18 protein-coding genes are annotated in these 17,730 nt (G+C 71.6%); 17 read left to right on the top strand and 1 reads right to left on the bottom strand.

Features of this window, described 5'->3' with window-relative positions; translation table 11 throughout:
• Positions 1-177 precede the first annotated feature (177 nt).
• Genes paaA through paaE form a run of 5 tightly spaced genes read left to right on the top strand, consistent with a single transcriptional unit; the run spans position 178 to position 3,830 of the window.
• On the top strand, positions 178-1,242 hold the full coding sequence (paaA, locus tag IEY96_RS03525) for a 1,2-phenylacetyl-CoA epoxidase subunit PaaA (RefSeq protein ID WP_189193324.1): 1,065 nt from the start codon (positions 178-180) through the stop codon (positions 1,240-1,242).
• Positions 1,239-1,526 carry a 1,2-phenylacetyl-CoA epoxidase subunit PaaB gene (gene paaB / locus IEY96_RS03520; RefSeq protein ID WP_091261268.1) on the top strand — a complete coding sequence of 96 codons (288 nt, stop codon included), beginning with the start codon at positions 1,239-1,241 and terminating at the stop codon, positions 1,524-1,526. The genes paaA and paaB overlap by 4 nt, the downstream gene beginning before the upstream one ends.
• Positions 1,523-2,248: a 1,2-phenylacetyl-CoA epoxidase subunit PaaC gene (gene paaC, locus IEY96_RS03515; RefSeq protein ID WP_189193323.1), complete on the top strand. Its 726-nt coding sequence runs from the start codon at positions 1,523-1,525 to the stop codon at positions 2,246-2,248. The genes paaB and paaC overlap by 4 nt, the downstream gene beginning before the upstream one ends.
• The gene (gene paaD, locus IEY96_RS03510; protein WP_189193322.1) at positions 2,245-2,724 is read left to right on the top strand and encodes a 1,2-phenylacetyl-CoA epoxidase subunit PaaD; all 480 of its coding nucleotides are present in this window, start codon (positions 2,245-2,247) and stop codon (positions 2,722-2,724) included. The genes paaC and paaD overlap by 4 nt, the downstream gene beginning before the upstream one ends.
• On the top strand, positions 2,721-3,830 hold the full coding sequence (gene paaE, locus IEY96_RS03505; RefSeq protein WP_189193321.1) for a 1,2-phenylacetyl-CoA epoxidase subunit PaaE: 1,110 nt from the start codon (positions 2,721-2,723) through the stop codon (positions 3,828-3,830). Before paaD ends, paaE begins: the two co-directional genes overlap by 4 nt.
• 103 nt (positions 3,831-3,933) lie before the next feature.
• Here the strand turns inward: paaE and IEY96_RS03500 are convergent, their stop codons facing one another.
• A complete protein-coding gene (locus IEY96_RS03500) occupies positions 3,934-4,119 on the bottom strand; it encodes a hypothetical protein (protein WP_189193320.1) in 186 nt (61 codons plus the stop codon).
• A gap of 53 nt (positions 4,120-4,172) precedes the next feature.
• Here IEY96_RS03500 and mqnC point away from each other — a divergent pair, with 53 nt between their 5' ends.
• The 12 genes from mqnC to nuoH all read left to right on the top strand — a co-directional run bounded on the left by mqnC (position 4,173) and on the right by nuoH (position 17,730).
• Complete coding sequence (gene mqnC, locus IEY96_RS03495) at positions 4,173-5,363, top strand: cyclic dehypoxanthinyl futalosine synthase (protein WP_189193319.1); 1,191 nt, start codon at positions 4,173-4,175, stop codon at positions 5,361-5,363.
• Positions 5,364-5,832: 469 nt separating this feature from the next.
• The gene (locus IEY96_RS03490) at positions 5,833-6,543 is read left to right on the top strand and encodes a demethylmenaquinone methyltransferase (RefSeq protein ID WP_189193318.1); all 711 of its coding nucleotides are present in this window, start codon (positions 5,833-5,835) and stop codon (positions 6,541-6,543) included.
• Between the two features lie 74 nt (positions 6,544-6,617).
• Positions 6,618-6,836, top strand: a complete 219-nt coding sequence (locus IEY96_RS03485; protein WP_189193317.1) for a hypothetical protein — start codon at positions 6,618-6,620, stop codon at positions 6,834-6,836.
• 134 nt (positions 6,837-6,970) lie between these two features.
• Entirely contained in the window at positions 6,971-8,245 is a 1,275-nt protein-coding gene (locus IEY96_RS03480) for a geranylgeranyl reductase family protein (protein ID WP_189193606.1), read from the top strand.
• A 132-nt stretch (positions 8,246-8,377) separates the two neighbouring features.
• A complete protein-coding gene (locus IEY96_RS03475; protein ID WP_073834101.1) occupies positions 8,378-8,743 on the top strand; it encodes an NADH-quinone oxidoreductase subunit A in 366 nt (121 codons plus the stop codon).
• A 14-nt stretch (positions 8,744-8,757) separates the two neighbouring features.
• Complete coding sequence (locus tag IEY96_RS03470) at positions 8,758-9,435, top strand: NuoB/complex I 20 kDa subunit family protein (protein WP_189193316.1); 678 nt, start codon at positions 8,758-8,760, stop codon at positions 9,433-9,435.
• Positions 9,432-10,169: an NADH-quinone oxidoreductase subunit C gene (locus IEY96_RS03465; protein ID WP_189193315.1), complete on the top strand. Its 738-nt coding sequence runs from the start codon at positions 9,432-9,434 to the stop codon at positions 10,167-10,169. The genes IEY96_RS03470 and IEY96_RS03465 overlap by 4 nt, the downstream gene beginning before the upstream one ends.
• Positions 10,166-11,491: an NADH-quinone oxidoreductase subunit D gene (locus tag IEY96_RS03460; RefSeq protein ID WP_189193314.1), complete on the top strand. Its 1,326-nt coding sequence runs from the start codon at positions 10,166-10,168 to the stop codon at positions 11,489-11,491. The genes IEY96_RS03465 and IEY96_RS03460 overlap by 4 nt, the downstream gene beginning before the upstream one ends.
• Complete coding sequence (gene nuoE / locus IEY96_RS03455; protein WP_189193313.1) at positions 11,488-12,585, top strand: NADH-quinone oxidoreductase subunit NuoE; 1,098 nt, start codon at positions 11,488-11,490, stop codon at positions 12,583-12,585. Before IEY96_RS03460 ends, nuoE begins: the two co-directional genes overlap by 4 nt.
• Entirely contained in the window at positions 12,582-13,898 is a 1,317-nt protein-coding gene (gene nuoF / locus IEY96_RS03450; RefSeq protein WP_189193312.1) for an NADH-quinone oxidoreductase subunit NuoF, read from the top strand. Before nuoE ends, nuoF begins: the two co-directional genes overlap by 4 nt.
• Positions 13,898-16,378, top strand: a complete 2,481-nt coding sequence (locus IEY96_RS03445) for an NADH-quinone oxidoreductase subunit G (RefSeq protein ID WP_189193311.1) — start codon at positions 13,898-13,900, stop codon at positions 16,376-16,378. Before nuoF ends, IEY96_RS03445 begins: the two co-directional genes overlap by 1 nt.
• The gene (gene nuoH / locus IEY96_RS03440) at positions 16,375-17,730 is read left to right on the top strand and encodes an NADH-quinone oxidoreductase subunit NuoH (RefSeq protein WP_189193310.1); all 1,356 of its coding nucleotides are present in this window, start codon (positions 16,375-16,377) and stop codon (positions 17,728-17,730) included. The genes IEY96_RS03445 and nuoH overlap by 4 nt, the downstream gene beginning before the upstream one ends.

Genomic DNA, 17,730 nt, shown 5'->3' with positions numbered 1-17,730 from the left:
GGACATTGGACCGTTATGGCGGCCTTGTGAGGATTCATCTTCTCCAAGTGGTCGACGTCACAAGGTTTGCGCAGGTCAGGGGTTGTCACTGGAAGCGGTTGGCCGGTGACACAAGGTGGGTGCGGAAACCTGTTACACCCTCTGGTGTCATCGGGGGCGAGCTGTAACACTGGCCTCATGTATGGCAACGACTTCGCCCCGCCCGAGGACGGCCCGGGCGGCGGCCTGCTCGGCGAGGTGGAGGCGGCGGAGGCCGCGCTGCGCGAGGCGGCGGCACGCGCCCGGCGCGGCGGACCGGCGCCGGACGAGGACTTCGCGGCGTACTTCGCGGACGTGATCGACGCCGACCAGAAGATCGAGCCGCGGGACTGGATGCCGGAGGCGTACCGGAAGACGCTGATCCGGCAGATCGCCCAGCACGCGCATTCCGAGATCATCGGCATGCAGCCGGAGGGGAACTGGATCAGCCGGGCCCCCTCGCTCAAGCGCAAGGCGATCCTGCTGGCCAAGGTGCAGGACGAGGCCGGCCACGGCCTCTACCTCTACGCCGCCGCGGAGACCCTCGGCGTCAGCCGGGACGAGCTGGTCGAGCTGCTGATCGAGGGCCGGCAGAAGTACAGCTCGATCTTCAACTACCCGACCCTGACGTGGGCCGACGTGGGTGCGATCGGCTGGCTGGTGGACGGCGCCGCGATCGTCAACCAGGTGCCGCTGTGCCGCTGCTCCTACGGCCCCTACGCCCGCGCCATGATCCGGGTCTGCAAGGAGGAGTCGTTCCACCAGCGTCAGGGCTACGAGATCCTGCACACGCTGGCCCACGGCACCCCGGAGCAGAAGGCGATGGCCCAGGACGCGGTGGACCGCTGGTGGTACCCGTCACTGGCCATGTTCGGCCCGCCGGACGGCGACTCGACGCACAGCGCCCAGTCGATGGCCTGGAAGATCAAGCGCTTCTCCAACGACGAGCTGCGCCAGCGCTTCGTCGACATGTGCGTGCAGCAGGCGGAGATCCTCGGTCTCACCATCCCCGACCCCGACCTGCGCTGGAACGAACAGCGGCAGTCCTACGACTACACCCAGCCCGACTACGACGAGCTGATGCGGGTGATCAAGGGCGACGGGCCGTGCAACCGGCAGCGGATGGAGCACCGGCGCCGGGCCCACGCCGAGGGCGCCTGGGTGCGCGAGGCCGCCGCGGCGTACGCGGCGAAGCGGAACAGCAAGGAGAAGGTGGCGGCATGAGCACGGACCATTCGCCTCTGTGGGAGGTCTTCGTGCGCGCGCGGCGCGGCCTGTCGCACACCCACGTGGGCAGCCTGCACGCCCCCGACGCCGAGCTGGCCCTGCGCAACGCCCGGGACCTCTACACCCGGCGCCAGGAGGGCGTCTCGATCTGGGTGGTGCCGGCGAGCGCGATCACCGCGTCCAGCCCGGACGAGAAGGACGCCTTCTTCGACCCGGCCGCCGACAAGGTCTACCGCCACCCCACCTTCTACGAGGTGCCGGACGGGGTGGCCCACCTGTGAGCGAGCTGTTCGACTTCACCCTCGCCCTGGGCGACGACGCGCTGATCACGGCGCAGCGGCTCGGCGAGTGGACCTCCCGTGCGCCGGAGATGGAGGAGGACGTCGCGCTGGCCAACATCGCCCTCGACCAGCTCGGCGCGGCCCGCCTGCTGCTCACGTACGCGGGTGAGCTGGAGGGCGCCGGCCGGGACGAGGACGCGCTGGCCTACCTGCGCGGCGACCGGGAGTTCCGCAACTGCCTCCTGGTCGAGCTTCCCAACGGCGACTTCGGCATGACCATGGCGAAGCTGTTCCTCCTGGCCGCCTACCAGCTCCCGCTCTACACCGCGCTGAGCGGGTGCGCCGACGAGCGGCTGGCCGCCATCGGGGCGAAGGCGCGCAAGGAGTCCGCGTACCACCTGGACCACGCCTCGCTCTGGGTGAAGCGGCTCGGCGACGGCACCGACGAGTCGCACCGGCGCATGCAGGACGCGGTCGACCAGGTGTGGCCCTACACCCACGAGCTGTTCACCGCGGACCCGGCGGCGCCGGTCGACCCGGCCACCCTGCGGGCCGACTTCGACGCCGTCGTGTCCGCGGTGTTCGACGAGGCGACGCTGACCCGGCCGGCCGACGGCTGGGCGCCGGGCGGCGGCCGGGACGGCGTCCACACCGAACACCTCTCCTACCTGCTGGCCGAGATGCAGGTGCTGCACCGCGCCCACCCCGGAGCGCGCTGGTGAGTGACCCCAGGGAGGCCGTGGCGGCGGTGGTGGACCCGGAGATCCGGGTCATCACCATCGACGAGCTGGGCATCCTGCGGTCGGTCGACGAGGATCCGGCCACCGGCCGGGTCGTCGTCACCATCACCCCCACCTACACCGGCTGCCCGGCCATGGACGTGATCCGGGCGGACATCCGCCGGGCGCTCGCCGCCGCCGGCCACCCGGACGCCGAGGTCCGCACGGTGTACGCCCCGGCGTGGAGCACCGACTGGATCTCCGAGCGCGGCCGGGCCAAGCTGGCCGACGCCGGCATTGCCCCGCCCGCGCCCGCCGCGCGGGGCGGCGGCGTCGTCCCGCTGACCCTGGCCGTCCGCTGCCCGCGCTGCGGCTCACCGGAGACCGAGCAGGTCAGCCGGTTCGGCTCCACCGCGTGCAAGGCCCTGTGGCGTTGCCGCTCCTGCTCCGAACCCTTCGACCACCTGAAGGCGCTGTGACTGTCACGATCACCCGACCGGTCCGCCGCCGGCCGGTCTTCCACCCGCTGCCCGTCGCCGCCGTCGACCGGCTCACCGACGATTCCGTGGCGATCACCTTCGCCGTACCCGAGGAGCTGCGGGAGACGTTCGCGTTCTCCGCCGGGCAGCACCTGACGGTGCGGCGGGTCGGTGCGGACGGGGCGGACGTGCGGCGGTCGTACTCGATCTGCTCGATCCCAGACGAGCTGGCCCGGCACGGCCGGCTGCGGATCGGGGTGCGGGAGGTCCCCGGCGGCGCCTTCTCCGCGTACGCCTGTGGCGCCCTGCGCGGCGGTGACACCGTCGAGGTGCTGCCGCCGCTCGGCCACTTCACCTCGGCCTTCGCCCCGGATCGGGTCCGCCACTACGGCGCGGTGGTCGCCGGTTCCGGCATCACCCCGGTGCTCTCGCTGGTCGCGACCGCGCTCTCCGTCGAGCCGGCCAGCACCTTCACCCTGGTGTACGGCAACCGCACGGCGAACACCGTGATGTTCGCCGAGGAGCTGGCCGACCTGAAGGACCGGTGGCCGACCCGGCTGCACCTGGTGCACGTGCTCTCGCGGGAGATGGGCGAGTCGGCGCTGCTGTCCGGGCGGATCGACGCCGACCGGCTGGCCCGGCTGCTCGACACCGTCGTCCCCGGCGACGTGATCGAGGAGTGGTTCCTCTGCGGCCCGTACGGGATGGTGGTCGACGCCAAGGCGGTGCTGGCCGACCGCGGCGTGCCCGACGCCTCGGTGCACACCGAGCTGTTTTACGTCGACGCCCCGCCGGAGCCGGTCCGTCGCCCGAGCGACCAGCCCGGTGCCGGCGCCGAGGTGACGATCGTGCTGGACGGGCGCTCGTCGAGCTTCACGATGGGCCGCGACGAGCGGGTGCTGGACGCAGCCCTCAAGGTCCGTGGCGAGCTGCCGTACGCCTGCAAGGGCGGGGTGTGCTCGACGTGCCGGGCCAAGGTGGTCTCCGGCGAGGTGACCATGGCCCGCAACTACGCGCTGGAGCCGGACGAGGTGGCCGCCGGCTATGTCCTGACCTGCCAGTCCAGCCCGGTCACCGACAAGCTCACCGTCGACTACGACGCGTGACCCGGCCGGCGCGGAAGGTTTGGTCGGGAAGCTTGTCCAGCTCACCTCACGGGCGGTAACGCCTTCCGGACGGTGGGTGGGCCGGGTCTCGCGTTTCCTGAGGTCAGACCTCTCGCACCTCGGTCACCAGGCCACGCACCGCCGATCGCCAGGGCCCGCCCCGCGCCCAGCACCAGGCGAGCGCGTCCGGAATCGCCAGCAGGCATTCCTCGTAGGCCCGCAGGTGCTCGCAGCGCAGGCTGTCGGCGATGGTGTGGTCCGGCCCGTCTGCCGTCGGGTGGAGGCTCACACCGCAGAACACCCCTGGCGGCCTCGGCATCCCACCGGCGTACCCTCGGGGACGTGACGGTGAGCCGGGAGATCGACGACATCCTGCAGCGCGGCGCGGACGGCGGGCGGATCACGCCCGAGGAGGCCCTGCTGCTCTACACCGAGGCGCCCTTCCACGCGCTGGGCGAGGCGGCGGACGCGGTGCGCCGGCGGCGCTACCCGGACAACATCGTCACGTACCTGATCGACCGCAACATCAACTACACGAACGTCTGCGTGACGGCGTGCAAGTTCTGCGCGTTCTACCGGGCCCCCAAGCACAAGGAGGGCTGGACCCACCCGACCGAGGAGATCCTGCGCCGCTGCGGCGAGGCGGTCGAGCTGGGCGCCACCCAGGTCATGCTCCAGGGCGGCCACCACCCGGACTACGGCGTGGAGTACTACGAGGAGCTGTTCTCCTCGGTCAAGGCGGCGTACCCGCAGCTCGCCATCCACTCGATCGGCCCGAGCGAGATCCTGCACATGGCCAAGGTCTCCGGGGTGAGCCTGGACGAGGCCATCGCCCGGATCAAGGCGGCCGGGCTGGACTCGATCGCCGGCGCGGGTGCCGAGATGCTGCCGGACCGGCCGCGCCGGGCGATCGCGCCGCTCAAGGAGTCGGGCGCGCGCTGGCTGGAGGTCATGGAGCTGGCGCACCGGCAGGGCCTGGAGTCGACCGCGACCATGATGATGGGCACCGGCGAGACCCACGCCGAGCGGATCGAGCACCTGCGGATGATCCGCGACGTGCAGGACCGCACCGGCGGCTTCCGCGCGTTCATCCCGTGGACGTACCAGCCGGAGAACAACCACCTGAAGGGCCGCACCCAGGCGACCACGCTGGAGTACCTGCGGCTCGTCGCGGTGGCCCGGCTCTTCTTCGAGACGGTGCCGCACCTGCAGGCGTCCTGGCTGACCACGGGCAAGGACGTCGGCCAGCTTGCCCTGCACATGGGGGTGGACGACCTCGGCTCGATCATGCTGGAGGAGAACGTCATCTCCTCGGCCGGCGCCCGGCACCGCTCGAACCTGCACGAGCTGATCGGGATGATCCGCACCGCCGACCGGATCCCCGCCCAGCGGGACACGCTCTACAACCGGCTCGCGGTGCACCGGACTCCGGCCGACGACCCGAGCGACGACCGGGTGGTCTCGCACTTCTCCTCCATCGCCCTGCCGGGCGGCGGGGCCGGGAAGTCGCTCCCCCTGGTCGAGGTCAACTGACCGGGGTTCCATCGACCGAACGGCCAGCTCGCGGCCGTCGCGGGGCCGGTTCCCCCTGCCCGTTCCCGTGAAGCTGCCCGGTGGGGCCTGGCGGGCACGATCGTGGGCCGCTAACGTGCCGGCTCGTCGCCGTCGATCCGGGCCACCGGGTCACCGACCTGCGAGATAACAGGACGGCGGCGACCAGCGCGACCTGGACCCGCGCGACGGCACCGGCGGCTACGCTGACGTCGTCCGCCTGACGGTCGTCCTCCATCGGCCCGCGAGGGCCGTTCACATAACGCACGGCAGCAGGGGCGGGATGGGTCGACCATCCCGCCCCTGCTGTCTGCGTTCCGGTGAGGACGGTGGAATCCACCGGCGCGGTTCCGGCGTGGGCCGAGGACCGACCGACCTGGACGGCGCCCGGGCACCGGCCTTTCGCGTACCCGGCAGGAGTCGGGCGGGGGTCGGCTGGCAGAGTGGAGGGGTGAGCCGTACCCCGCAGGGCCAGCGCGCCAGCCTGGACAAGCAGCCGCACGAGGTCGCCGCGATGTTCGACGGCGTGGCCGCCCGCTACGACCTGACCAACACCGTGCTCTCCTTCGGGCAGGACCGGTTCTGGCGGCGGGCCACCCGGGAGGCGCTCGGGCTGCGCCCCGGCGAGCGGGTGCTCGACGTGGGCGCCGGCACCGGCGTCTCGACCGAGGAACTGGCCCACTCCGGGGCGTACGCGGTGGGCGCCGACCTGTCGCTCGGCATGCTGCACGCCGGCAAGCGCACCCGCCCCCGCGTGCCGCTGCTGGCCGGGGACGCGCTGCGGCTGCCCTTCGCCGACGCCAGCTTCGACGCGGTCACCATCTCGTTCGCGCTGCGCAACGTCAACGACACCGACGCGGCGCTGCGGGAGCTGGCCCGGGTAACCCGGCCGGGCGGCCGGCTGGTGGTCTGCGAGTTCAGCACCCCGGTCAACCCGGCGTTCCGCACGGTCTACCTGTCGTACCTGATGCGGTCCCTGCCGGCCGTGGCGCGCGCGGTGTCGAGCAACCCCGACGCCTACGTCTACCTCGCCGAGTCGATCCGAGCCTGGCCGGACCAGGCGGCGCTGGCCGCGCGGATCGGCGCGGCCGGCTGGGGCCGGGTGGCGTGGCGCAACCTGACCGGCGGCGTCGTGGCGCTGCACCGCGCGATCCGGGACTGATGCGCGGGCCGGGATGAACCGGCCTTTTCGTGAATATCCGCTTTAGGTCTACTTTGTCCCGTAGGCTCGCCCCCATGACGGGACCAGACCAGGCGGCCACCGACGACGACGCCGCGGAACTCATCGCGCAGCTTCGCGAGCTGGCCGGCGCGGATCCCGCCGATGTCCGTCAGGTGGTCGCCGAGGTGCTGGCCGCGCTCGACCGGGCCGCCGGCGGCGCGCTGCGCGAGCACCTGCCCGAGGCGATCCGGCTCGACGCCGGCCTGGGACCGGCCGCCTCCGCGCGCCCCTGAGCGCCGGGGGGACGCATACCGGCCCGATTCCGCGAAGTTAGGCCCCCCTCAGCGCATACAGGTGTAACGCCGGTCATAGACTCCAACCGGATCGGCTTGTGAAGCATTTCACGAGCATGCGGGAGGAGGCGCGGATGGCCGCGGTGGAGAACGACGCCGACGTCATCGTCGTGGGCGCCGGTCCCGGAGGATCGGCGACGGCGTACCACCTGGCGCGGCACGGCGTACGCGTGCTGCTGCTGGAGAAGACCGAATTTCCCCGGGAGAAGGTCTGCGGCGACGGGCTCACCCCCCGGGCCGTGCGGCAGCTCATCCGGATGGGCGTGGACACCTCGCCCGAGGCCGGCTGGCTGCACAACAAGGGCCTCCGGGTGATCGGCGGCGGGGTACGCCTGGAACTCGACTGGCCCGACCTGGCCAGCTTCCCCAACTACGGCCTGGTCCGGACCCGGCTCGACTTCGACGACCTGCTCGCCCAGCGCGCCGTCGCCGCCGGGGCGAAGCTGCGCACCAGCGTCAACGTGCTGGGTCCGGTGCTCGACGCCGACGACCGGGTGATCGGCGTGCAGGCGGAGGTGGGCCCGGACAAGGAGCCGGCCTCCTTCCACGCGCCGCTCGTGGTCGCCGCGGACGGCGTCTCCGGCCGCTTCCCGCTCGCCCTCGGCCTGGCCAAGCGCGAGGACCGGCCGATCGGCGTGGCGGTCCGCCGCTACTACCGCTCGCCCGCGAAGCACGACGACGACTACCTGGAGTCCTGGCTGGAGCTGCGGGCCAAGGGCAGCGACGCGCTGCTGCCCGGCTACGGCTGGATCTTCGGCCTCGGCGACGGCCGGGTGAACGTCGGCCTGGGCGTGCTCAACTCCTCCTCGGCCTTCGGCAAGACGAACTACCGCAAGCTGCTCACCGACTGGCTGGCCAACACCCCCGAGGACTGGGGGATGACCGACGAGACCAACGCGGAGGGGCCGATCCTCGGCGCCGCGCTGCCGATGGGCTTCAACCGGGTCCCGCACTACACCCGCGGGGTCCTGCTGGTCGGCGACTCCGGCGGCATGGTCAACCCGTTCAACGGCGAGGGCATCGCGTACGCCATGGAGTCCGGCGAGCTGGCCGCCGAGGTCGCGGTGCAGGCGCTCGCCCGGCCGGCCGGCGCGGAGCGCGAGCGGGCGCTGCTGGCGTACCCGCAGGAGCTGAAGGCCCGCTTCGGCGGCTACTACCGGCTCGGCGGCATCTTCGTGAAGCTCATCGGCCGGCCCGAGGTGATGCGGATGGCCACCAAGCACGGCATGCCCCACCCGATGCTGATGCGCTTCGTGCTCAAGCTGCTGGCCAACCTCACCGACCCCCGGGGCGGTGACGCGATGGACCGCGTCATCAACGCGATGACGAGGGTTGCCCCCGCCGTCTAGACCACCGGTCCCGGGGTCACGGCGCCCCGGGACCGACAAAGATCGACCCCCGCCGGCCGAGGTCACGAGGGACGTGAATAGTGTGATTTTCGCCAACCACCGAGGTCAGGGAAGGACGAGCAGGAGACAACGATGACGCTCTCTCCTTACGCACCGATCATCGGGCTGTTCGCCCTCGCCGCGGGGTTCGCGCTGTTCTCCGTGGCCGCCGCCCGATTCGCCGGCCCCCGGCGTCTGAACAAGGCCAAGCTCGAGGCGTACGAGTGCGGCATCGAACCGAGCCCGCAGCCGGTCGGCGGCGGCCGGTTCCCGATCAAGTTCTACCTGACGGCGATGCTCTTCATCGTCTTCGACATCGAGATCATCTTCCTCTACCCCTGGGCCGTCTCCTTCGACGCCCTGCCGATCTTCGGCTTCGTGGAGATGGTCCTGTTCATCGTCGCGGTCTTCGTCGCCTACGCCTACGTCTGGCGGCGCGGCGGCCTGGACTGGGACTGAGGGAGGTACGTCAGATGGGCATCGAGGAGAAGCTCCCGGCCGGCGTCCTGCTCACCTCCGTGGAGAAGCTGGTCAACTGGTCGCGGAAGTCGTCCGTCTGGGGCGCCACCTTCGGCCTGGCCTGCTGTGCCATCGAGATGATGGCCGCCGGTGGTCCGCACTACGACATGGGCCGCTGGGGCATGGAGGTCTTCCGGGCCTCGCCGCGGCAGGCGGACCTCATGATCGTGGCCGGGCGGGTGAGCCAGAAGATGGCACCGGTGCTGCGCCAGATCTACGACCAGATGGCCGAGCCCCGCTGGGTCATCTCGATGGGCGTCTGCGCCAGCAGCGGCGGCATGTTCAACAACTACGCCATCGTGCAGGGCGTCGACCACATCGTGCCGGTCGACATGTACCTCCCGGGCTGCCCGCCCCGGCCCGAGATGCTCATCGACGCGGTCCTCAAGCTCCGCGAGAAGATCATGTACGAGCCGCTGGGCGCGAACGGCCGCAAGATGCTGGAGGCGCGCAAGGAGCGCGGTGACGTGCCCGTCGTGCCCTACGGCTCGATGCCGTCGTCGTACCGCAACGACAAGGCCCGGCGCGCCGAGTGGACCCAGGCGGTCCGCGAGGGGCGCGAGGAGCAGTTGCGGATCGAGAACTGGATGAAGGCGCAGAACCACCTCCAGTCGCAGGGGGGGCCGAAGTGACGGCACCGAACGACAAGAACAACGACGGCGGCGTGCCGGTCCCGACGACCCCGGCCGGCGCCAGCAGCACCGCCCCGGCGGAGTACCCGCCGGCCAGCCCGGCCGGGCGCGGCATGTTCGGCAACCAGGGCACCGGCGACGTCTCCGGCTACGGCGGCCTGGTCCGCCAGCGCAAGCCGATCGAGGAGGCCGCCCGGCCGTACGGGGGCTACTTCGACGAGGTCCGCGACGCGCTGGAGGAGGCGTACCCCCACTTCGGCGACGCGATCGAGAAGGTCGTGGTCGACCGGGGCGAGCTGACCCTGCACGTCCGGCCGGAGCGGATCGCCGAGGTCTGCCAGGTGATGCGCGACGACCTGGCGCTCCGCTTCGAGCTCTGCTCCTCGGTGTCCGGCGTGGACTACCTGGGCGCGGACGGGCGCCGGCTGCACGTGGTCTACCAGCTCACCTCGATGACCTACCGGCGCCGGGTCCGGCTGGAGGCCGCGGTCTCCGCCGAGGACCCGCACCTGCCGAGCGTCACCGCCGTCTACCCGACCGCCGACTGGCAGGAGCGGGAGACGTACGACATGTTCGGCATCGTCTTCGACGGCCACCCCAACCTGACCCGGATCCTCATGCCGGACGACTGGGAGGGGCACCCGCAGCGCAAGGACTACCCGCTCGGCGGCATCCCCGTCGAGTACAAGGGTGCGGAAATCCCGCCGCCGGACCGTAGGAGGTCCTACCAGTGACCACGTCGAACTACGCGACCGAGCGCGAGACGACCGAGGGCAAGGTCTTCACCGTCACCGGTGGGGACTGGGACCAGGTCGTCTCCGGCACGGACCCGATCAACGACGAGCGGATCGTCGTCAACATGGGTCCGCAGCACCCGTCCACGCACGGCGTGCTCCGCCTGATCCTGGAGCTGGAGGGCGAGACGGTCCGCGAGGCCCGCTCGGTCGTCGGCTACCTGCACACCGGCATCGAGAAGAACCTCGAATACCGCAACTGGGTCCAGGGCTCGACCTTCGTGACCCGGATGGACTACCTCTCCCCGCTGTTCAACGAGACGGCGTACGCGCTCGCGGTGGAGAAGCTGCTCGGCATCACCGACGAGGTGACCGAGCGGGCCACCACCATCCGGGTGCTGATGATGGAGCTCAACCGGATCTCGTCGCACCTGGTCTGGCTGGCCACCACCGGCATGGAGCTGGGCGCGATCAACATGATGTTGTACGGCTTCCGCGAGCGGGAGTACATCCTCGACATCTTCGAGACCATCACCGGCCTGCGCATGAACCACGCGTACGTGCGGCCGGGCGGCGTCGCGCAGGACGTGCCGGACGACGCGATCGTCAAGATCCGCGACTTCCTCAAGCTGATGCCGAAGAAGCTCAAGGAGTACGAGGACCTTCTCTCCGGCCAGCCGATCTGGATCGAGCGGACGAAGAACGTGGCGGTCCTCGACGTGACCGCCTGCCTCGCGCTCGGGGTGACCGGTCCGGTGCTGCGCTCCGCCGGTCTCGCCTGGGACCTGCGCAAGACGATGCCGTACTGCGGTTACGAGACGTACGAGTTCGACGTGCCGACGCACACCGACGGCGACGTCTGGGGCCGCTACCTGGTCCGGCTGGCCGAGATCCGGGAGTCGCTGAAGCTGGTCGAGCAGGCCCTCGACCGGCTCAAGCCGGGCCCCGTGATGGTGGCCGACCGCAAGATCGCCTGGCCGGCGCAGCTCGCCATCGGCGTCGACGGGATGGGCAACTCGCTGGAGCACGTCGCCAAGATCATGGGTCAGTCGATGGAGTCGCTGATCCACCACTTCAAGCTCGTCACCGAGGGCTTCCGGGTCCCGCCGGGCCAGGTGTACGTCGCCGTCGAGTCGCCCCGCGGCGAACTGGGCGTGCACGCGGTCTCCGACGGTGGCACCCGGCCCTACCGGGTGCACTACCGGGAGCCGAGCTTCATCAACCTCCAGGCCCTGCCGGCGATGGCCGAGGGCGGCCTGATCGCCGACGTGATCGCCGGTGGCGCCTCGCTGGACCCCGTGATGGGTGGTTGTGACCGATGACCGTTTTCACTGAAGAGACCCGGGAGCGGGCGCGGGAGATCATCGCCCGGTACCCGGCGGACCGGTCCCGCTCGGCCCTGCTGCCGCTGCTGCACCTGGTGCAGTCCGAGGAGGGGTACGTCTCCCCGGCCGGCGTCGAGTTCTGCGCCGAGGTGCTCGGCCTGAACAAGGCCCAGGTCGGCGCGGTCGCCACCTTCTACACCATGTACAAGCGCAAGCCGACCGGTGACTACCTGGTCAGCGTCTGCACCAACACCATGTGCAACGTGCTCGGCGGCCAGGAGGTCTACGACACCCTCGCCGAGCACCTGGGCGTCGGGCACGACGAGACCACCGCCGACGGGAAGATCACCCTGGAGCACGCCGAGTGCCTGGCGGCGTGCGACTACGGCCCGGTCATGACGGTCAACTACGACTTCTTCGACAACGTCGACCCGCAGGGCGCGCTCGGCGTGGTGGAGGAGCTGCGGGCCGGGGGCCGGCCGATGCCGACCCGGGGCGCGCGGCTCTGCACCCTCAAGGAGATGGCCGTCCAGCTCGCCGGTTTCGCCGACGAGCGCGACGGCGCGGTGGCCGACGGCGGGCCCGGCGAGCCGACCCTGCGCGGTCTGCGCCTCGCCGAGCAGCACGGCATCTCGGTTCCGGGTTTCGACCCGAACACCCCGATCCGCAGCAAGGCCGAGGCCGACAAGGCCGCCGCCGAGGCGAAGGCCAAGGCCGAGGCCGCCAAGCCGGCCCCGGCGGCCGAGCCGGCGAAGCCGGAGGCGGCGACCGGCAGCACCGCGCCGGACGTGAAGGCGCCCGACGGCAAGTCGCCGCAGGTGCGTACCGCCGAGACCCGGCAGCCGGACGCGGGCACCGCCGTGGCGGACGCCCCCGGCACCAAGGTCCCGACGGACACCACGGCGCCGGCGCCCCGCGACGCCCAGGCGGCCGAGGCCGCCGGCACGGCGGCCAACCCGCCGGCCGGTGACGGCAAGCCCGCCGGCGACGAGGCCGGGGCGCAGCAGCGCAACCTCAAGGAAGCGGAGGCCGGGGCGGGCGCCAACGGCGCGGGCCCGGCGGTCGCGAGCGAAACGGGGGTCCAGAAGTGACCGCTCCTCGGCCGGAGACGCTGGCCAAGCTCACGCCGGTGCTCACCAAGCGCTGGCTGTCGCCGGACGCCTGGCGGATCGGCACCTACGAGAAGCTGGACGGCTACGCCGCCCTGCGCAAGGCGCTCAAGGCGCACCCGGACGACCTGATCCAGCTGATCAAGGACTCCGGGCTGCGCGGCCGCGGCGGCGCGGGCTTCCCGACCGGTCTCAAGTGGGGGTTCATCCCGCAGGGCGACGGCAAGCCGCACTACCTCGTGGTGAACGCCGACGAGGGCGAGCCGGGCACCTGCAAGGACCTGCCGCTCATGACCCACGACCCGCACTCGCTGGTCGAGGGCGTCATCATCGCCTCGTACGCGATCCGCGCCAACCGGGCGTACATCTACATCCGCGGCGAGGCCGTGCACGCCGCCCGCCGGCTGCGCAACGCCGTGCGGGAGGCGTACGCCAAGGGCTACCTCGGCCGGAACATCCAGGGCACCGGCTTCGACCTGGACCTGGTGGTGCACTCCGGCGCCGGGGCGTACATCTGCGGTGAGGAGACCGCGCTGCTGGACTCGCTGGAGGGCTTCCGGGGCCAGCCCCGGCTGCGCCCGCCGTTCCCGGCGACCCACGGCCTGTACGCGAGCCCGACCGTGGTGAACAACGTCGGCACCATCGCCAGCGTGCCGTACATCGTGCTGGGCGGCGCCGACTGGTGGAAGACCATGGGGACGGAGAAGTCCTCCGGTCCGATGATCTACTCGCTCTCCGGCCGGATCGCCAACCCCGGCCAGTTCGAGTGCTCGATGGGGATCACCCTGCGCGAGCTGATCGAGCTGGCCGGCGGCATGCAGCCCGGGCACAACCTGAGGTTCTGGACCCCGGGCGGCTCGTCGACGCCGCTGCTCACCGCCGAGCACCTGGACGTGCCGCTGGACTTCGAGGGGGTGGCGGCGGCCGGCTCGATCCTGGGCACCACGGCCACGCAGATCTTCTCCGACCAGGACTGCCCGGTGTACGCGACCTACCGGTGGCTGGAGTTCTACCACCACGAGTCGTGCGGCAAGTGCACCCCGTGCCGCGAGGGCAACTACTGGATGGTCCGGGTCTACCGGCGGATCCTCGCCGGCCAGGGCACCCACGAGGACCTGGACACCCTGCTCGACACCTGCGACAACATCCTCGGCCGCTCGTTCTGCGGTCTGGGTGACGGTGCGACCAGCTCGGTGACCTCGTCGCTGAAGTACTTCAAGCAGGACTACCTCGACTACATCGAGGGACGTACCGCGCCGAAGCTCTCCGAGAAGCAGCTGGTGGGAGCCCACTGATGACCGACGTAGCCAAGCAGACCGAGACCGTCACCCTGACCATCGACGGCGTCCAGGTCACCGCCCCCAAGGGGGCGCTGCTGATCCGGGTCGCCGAGCAGATGGGCACCGAGATCCCGCGGTTCTGCGACCACCCGCTGCTGGCCCCGGCCGGCGCCTGCCGGCAGTGCCTGGTGGAGGTGGAGGGCCAGCGCAAGCCGGTCGCCTCCTGCACCCAGACCGTGGCCGACGGCATGGTGGTGCGGACCCAGCTCACCTCCCCGGTCGCCAAGAAGGCCCAGGAGGGGGTGATGGAGCTGCTGCTCCTCAACCACCCCCTGGACTGCCCCATGTGCGACAAGGGCGGCGAGTGCCCGCTGCAGAACCAGGCGATGTCCACGGGCCGCACCGACTCCCGGTTCCACGAGCACAAGCGGGAGTACCCGAAGCCGCTGCCGATCAGCACCCAGGTGCTGCTCGACCGCGAGCGCTGCGTGCTCTGCCAGCGCTGCACCCGGTTCTCCGAGGAGATCGCCGGCGACAAGTTCATCGACCTGATGGGCCGGTCGTCCGCCGAGGAGATCAACATCTACCGGGACGACGCGTACGGCGAGGAGGGCGACACGGGCGACGTCCCGTTCAACTCCTACTTCTCCGGAAACACCGTGCAGATCTGCCCGGTGGGCGCGCTGACCGGCGCGCAGTACCGGTTCCGGGCCCGCCCGTTCGACCTGGTCTCCACCCCCAGCGCCTGCGAGCACTGCGCGGCCGGCTGCGCCCAGCGCACCGACTGGCGGCGCGGCAAGGTGCTGCGCCGGCTGGCCGGTGACGACCCGGCGGTGAACGAGGAGTGGAACTGCGACAAGGGTCGCTGGGGCTTCCAGTACACCCGCGCGTTCGACCGGCTCACCACCCCGCTGGTGCGGGACGGGAAGACCGGTGAGCTGCGCGAGGCGTCCTGGAGCGAGGCGCTGACCCGGGCCGCCGAGGGGCTGCGCGCGGCCCGCGACGGCGAGCAGGGCACGGCGGTGCTGACCGGTGGCCGGCTCACCGTCGAGGACGCCTACGCGTACGCGAAGTTCGCGCGGGTGGCGCTGCACACCAACGACATCGACTTCCGGGCCCGCCCGGTCTCCCGCGAGGAGGCCGACTTCCTGGCCAGCAGCGTCGCCGGGGTCACCGACGTGACCTACGCGGACGTGGAGAACGCGCCCGCCGTGGTGCTGGTCGGCCTGGAGCCGGAGGAGGAGTGCCCCATCCTCTTCCTGCGGCTGCGCAAGGCGTACCTGAAGAAGAAGCTCACCGTGTACGCGCTCGCGCCGTTCGCGACCCGCGGCCTGGAGAAGCTCGGGGCCAAGCTGGCCCGGGTGGTGCCAGGCGAGGAGGCCAGCGTGCTGGCCGAGCACGCCACGGTGGCCGAGGCGCTGAGCCAGCCGGGCGCCATCCTGATCGTCGGAGAGCGGCTGGGCGCTGTGCCCGGCGGCCTCTCCGCCGCGGCGGACGTGGCCCGGCGTACCGGTGCCAAGCTGGCCTGGGTGCCGCGGCGCGCGGGTGACCGCGGCGCGGTCGACGCGGGCTGCCTGCCCAACCTGCTCCCCGGTGGCCGCGTGGTCACCGAGCCGGCCGCCCGCGCCGAGCTGGGCGAGGCGTGGGACATCCCGGCCGGGGTGATCCCGAGCCAGGCCGGCCGGGACACCGACGGCATCCTCACGGCCACGGCCAACGGTCAGATCGGCGCCCTCGTGGTGGCCGGCGTCGACCCGGCCGACCTGTCCGACCCGCGCCTGGCCGAGCAGGCCCTCGACGCGGTGCCGTTCCTGGTCAGCCTGGAGCTGCGGATGAGCGCGGTGGCCCGCCGGGCCGACGTGGTCCTGCCGGTCGCCCCGGTGGTCGAGAAGGCCGGCAGCTTCCTGGACTGGGAGGGCCGGCTGCGCACCTTCGAGAAGGTGCTCGACACCGCGGCGATGACCGACGGCCGGGTGCTCGACGCGATCGCCGCGCAGCTCGACGTGCGGCTCGGCACCGGCGACGTGCAGAGCGTCCGCCGTGAGCTGGGCGCGCTGCCGCCGACCCGCGTGGAGCGGCCGTCCGCCCCGTCCGTCGAGCCGGCCACCGTGCCGCAGCCCGGCGCCGGCGAGGCCGTGCTGGCCACCTGGCACCAGCTGCTCGACCTGGGCAGCCTCACCGACGGCGACGAGCACCTCGCCGGCACCGCCCGCCCGCCGGTGGTCCGGCTGGGCAAGGGCACCGCCGAGGCGCTCGGTGTCGCGGACGGCGACCCGGTGACCGTCGGCACCGACCGCGGCGCGGTCACCCTGCCGGCGGCGATCACCGAGATGCCGGACGGCGTCGTCTGGCTGCCGACCAACTCACCCGGCTCGACCGTCCGGCGCAGCCTCGGCGCGACGTCCGGCGAGGTCGTGAAGGTCTCGGCCGCGGCGGTCGCCGCGGACGCGGCCGCCCGTCCGGGTCCGCTCCTCAACACCGGGAGTGCCCAGTGAACACCGTCATCCTCGCGGCGCAGGACCCGACGCTGGCCGACTTCGGCAAGGACCCGTGGTGGCTGGTCCTCGGGAAGATCGTCTTCGCGTTCGCCTTCGGCCTGCTGGCCACGCTGCTCGGCGTGTGGTTCGAGCGCCGGGTGGTCGGCCGCATGGCGGTCCGGCCCGGCCCCAACCAGGTCGGCCCGTTCGGCCTGCTGCAGACCCTCGCGGACGGCCTGAAGATGGCGTTCAAGGAGGACATCCTCCCGCGCGCCGCCGACAAGGTGGTCTTCTTCTTCGCGCCGACCATCTCGGTGATCTCCGCGGTCACCGCGCTGTCGGTGGTGCCGTTCGGCCCGAAGGTGAGCATCTTCGGCCACTGGACGCCGCTGCAGGTCACCGACGTGTCGGTGGCGGTGCTGGTGATCCTCGCCTGCTCCTCGATGGGCATCTACGGCATCGTGCTCGGCGGCTGGGCCTCCGGCTCGACGTACCCGCTGCTCGGCGGTCTCCGGTCCAGCGCCCAGATGATCTCGTACGAGGTCGCCATGGGGCTGAGCATCGTGGCGGTGTTCATGACCGCCGGCACGATGTCGACCAGCGGGATCGTCGCCGCACAGGGCGACGCCACCCAGCTCACCATCGCCGGCCAGCAGATCCCGGCCCCCGGCTGGTACGCGATCCTGCTGCTGCCCAGCTTCGTCATCTTCTTCATCGCCATGGTCGGTGAGACCAACCGGGCGCCGTTCGACCTGCCCGAGGCGGAGTCGGAGCTGGTCGCGGGCTTCATGACCGAGTACAGCTCGCTCAAGTTCGCGCTCTTCATGCTCTCCGAGTACGTCTCGATGGTGACCATGTCGGCGGTCACCACCACGCTCTTCCTCGGCGGCTGGCGGGCCCCCTGGCCGATCACCCTCTGGTCGGGCGCCAACTCGGGTTGGTGGCCGATGCTCTGGTTCTTCGGCAAGGTCATCGTCCTGGTCTTCGTCTTCGTCTGGCTGCGGGGCACCCTGCCCCGGCTCCGCTACGACCAGTTCATGCGCTTCGGCTGGAAGGTCCTGCTGCCGATCAACCTGGTCTGGATCCTGGTGCTGAGCGGGCTCCGCTCGATCGAGGACTGGCAGACGCGGGACCGGCTGCTCGCCACCGGCATCGGCGCGGGCGTGCTGCTGCTGGCCACGCTCTTCTGGCCGAGCCGGAAGAAGGCGCCGAAGCCGCCGCTCCAGGAGCAGGTGAACAGCCGTCCACACGGCAGCTTCCCGCTGCCGCCGATGGATCTTCAGGTTCCGCCGAGCCCGCGTACCAAGCGCGTGGTCGCCGAGCGGGAGCCGGCCAACGTGGTCGCCGGCTCGGACTCCAGGGAGGTGTGA

It is taken from the genome of Micromonospora fulviviridis (genome assembly GCF_014648395.1).
GTDB classification, from domain to species: domain Bacteria; phylum Actinomycetota; class Actinomycetes; order Mycobacteriales; family Micromonosporaceae; genus Micromonospora; species Micromonospora fulviviridis.
Note: the sequence above shows the minus strand (reverse complement) of the source record. Positions and strands in the feature narration are given on the sequence as shown.

Coding starts and splice junctions, on each gene's coding strand:
- paaA (WP_189193324.1), top strand. CDS start 178: ATGTATGGCAACGACTTCGCCCCGCCCGAGGACGGCCCGGGCGGCGGC.
- paaB (WP_091261268.1), top strand. CDS start 1,239: ATGAGCACGGACCATTCGCCTCTGTGGGAGGTCTTCGTGCGCGCGCGG.
- IEY96_RS03485 (WP_189193317.1), top strand. CDS start 6,618: ATGACGGGACCAGACCAGGCGGCCACCGACGACGACGCCGCGGAACTC.
- IEY96_RS03480 (WP_189193606.1), top strand. CDS start 6,971: ATGGCCGCGGTGGAGAACGACGCCGACGTCATCGTCGTGGGCGCCGGT.
- IEY96_RS03475 (WP_073834101.1), top strand. CDS start 8,378: ATGACGCTCTCTCCTTACGCACCGATCATCGGGCTGTTCGCCCTCGCC.
- IEY96_RS03470 (WP_189193316.1), top strand. CDS start 8,758: ATGGGCATCGAGGAGAAGCTCCCGGCCGGCGTCCTGCTCACCTCCGTG.
- nuoE (WP_189193313.1), top strand. CDS start 11,488: ATGACCGTTTTCACTGAAGAGACCCGGGAGCGGGCGCGGGAGATCATC.
- IEY96_RS03445 (WP_189193311.1), top strand. CDS start 13,898: ATGACCGACGTAGCCAAGCAGACCGAGACCGTCACCCTGACCATCGAC.